At 76.4% G+C, this 1,796-nt stretch carries 2 protein-coding genes; both read right to left on the bottom strand.

The annotated features are described in order from the left end of the window. Positions 1-690 (bottom strand): dethiobiotin synthase (bioD, locus tag OEY_RS0118085; RefSeq protein ID WP_010595236.1); only part of this gene is annotated, 690 nt, incomplete at its 3' end. After that, positions 687-1,796, bottom strand: a 1,110-nt coding sequence (locus tag OEY_RS0118080) for an 8-amino-7-oxononanoate synthase (RefSeq protein WP_010595235.1), incomplete at its 5' end; no start/stop codon positions are given. The genes bioD and OEY_RS0118080, both read right to left, overlap by 4 nt.

Here is a 1,796-nt window from a genome sequence, read left to right as displayed (position 1 = left end):
CGGACCGGGCGGGCGGAGCCGGTCGGCAGGCAGCCAGCGGGCGGCCTGGTCGGCGAAGGACACCGCGTCGAGGGCGCCGCTGCCCGCCGGGAGGCGCCCGAGGAGGGGCACACCGGTGACCCCGGGCAGATCCTGCAGATTGCACCGCTCGGCCAGACCCGGGTGCTCCGGCCACGCACCGATCACCACGCCCGCGCACTCGACCCCGCCGGCCCGCAACGCGGCGACGGTCAGTGCGCTGTGGTTCAGGGTCCCCAGGGCGGGAGCTGCCACCACCACGGCCGGGGCGCTCACCGCGGCGGCGACGTCGACGAGGGTGAATCCGTCCTCGCCCAGCCGGACGAGCAGCCCACCGGCGCCCTCGACGAGCACCAGGTCGTGCGCGCCGGCGAGCTCGCGTACGGCGGCGACGACGACGGGCAGGTGCAGCAGGGGCCGGCCGCTGCGGCGCGCCGCGGTGTCCGGCGCCAGGGGCTCCGGGTAGCGGGCCAGTTCCACGGTGTGCACGCGTCCCCCGGTGAGCCGGGCGATCTCGGCGAGGTCGCCGGGAGCCTCGTCGGCCACCCCGGTCTGTGCCGGTTTGCATACGGCGACCCGCAGCCCCGCCGCCACCGCCACGGCGGCGTAGGCCGCCGTGACGACGGTCTTGCCCACGTCGGTGGACGTGCCGGTCACACACAGGACCGTCATGACCGTGCCCCGGACAGCACATCGGTGAGGACGTCGTCGATGTGGGCGAGTTCGTCGGCGTCCAGGTTCGCGCGGGCCGTCAGCCGCAGCCGGGACGTGCCCTCGGGAACGGACGGCGGCCGGAAGCATCCGACGTGGACCCCCCGGCTGCGGCACGCCTGCGCGGCGTCGAACGCGACCTGCGGGTCCCCGAGCACCACCGACACCACCGCCGACGTGGGGGCGGCGACCCCGGCGATCCGGGCCAGGTCGGCGGCCCGCTCGAGCACGGCTCGGGCCCGGTGCGGCTCGTCACGCAACACGCGCAGCGCACCACGGGCGGCGCCGACGGCGGCGGGCGCGAGACCGGTGTCGAAGATGAAGGTGCGGGCGGCATCGATCAGGTGGGCCCGGACGCGGGCGTCGGCGAGCACCACGCCGCCCTGCGACGCGAGGGACTTCGAGAGCGTGGCAGTGACCACGACGTCCGGCTCACCGGCGAGACCCGCCTCGTGGACGAGTCCGCGACCGCCCCCGCCCCGGACCCCCACCCCGTGGGCCTCGTCGACGAGCAGCAGCGCGTCGTGTGCCCGGCACGCCGCATGCAGTTGCTGCAGCGGCGCGAGGTCCCCGTCGGCGCTGAAGACGGAGTCGGTGAGCACGAGGGCACGCCGCTCGGTGCGGGTCGCGAGCGCCGTCCGCACGAAGTCGACGTCGGCGTGCGGGGCGATCTGCACCCGTGCGCGGGAGAGCCGGCACGCGTCGACCAGGGACGCGTGGCAGCCCGCGTCGGAGACGATCAGGGTGTCGCGGTCGGCGAGGGCGGTGACGGCGCCGAGGTTGGCGGCGTACCCGCTGGCGAACACGAGACCGGACTCGGCGCCGGTGAACTCCGCGAGTTCACGCTCGAGCAGTTCGTGCTCGCTCGTGGTGCCGGTGACGAGGCGGGACCCGGTGGCGCCACCGCCCCAGCGGCGCAGCGCGGCGGTCGCGGCGGCGAGGACCTCGGGGTGCCGGACGAGACCGAGGTAGTCGTTGGAGGCGAGGTCGACGATGCCCGGCGCCGGGGTGCGCGGATGCAGGGTGCGGCGCAGGCCCGCCGCGCGCCGGGCGTCGGCGACGTCGTC

Source organism: Rhodococcus sp. P14 (genome assembly GCF_000256505.1).
Taxonomy (GTDB): Bacteria; Actinomycetota; Actinomycetes; order Mycobacteriales; family Mycobacteriaceae; genus Rhodococcus; species Rhodococcus ruber.
This window is presented reverse-complemented; position numbering and strand designations above follow the sequence as displayed.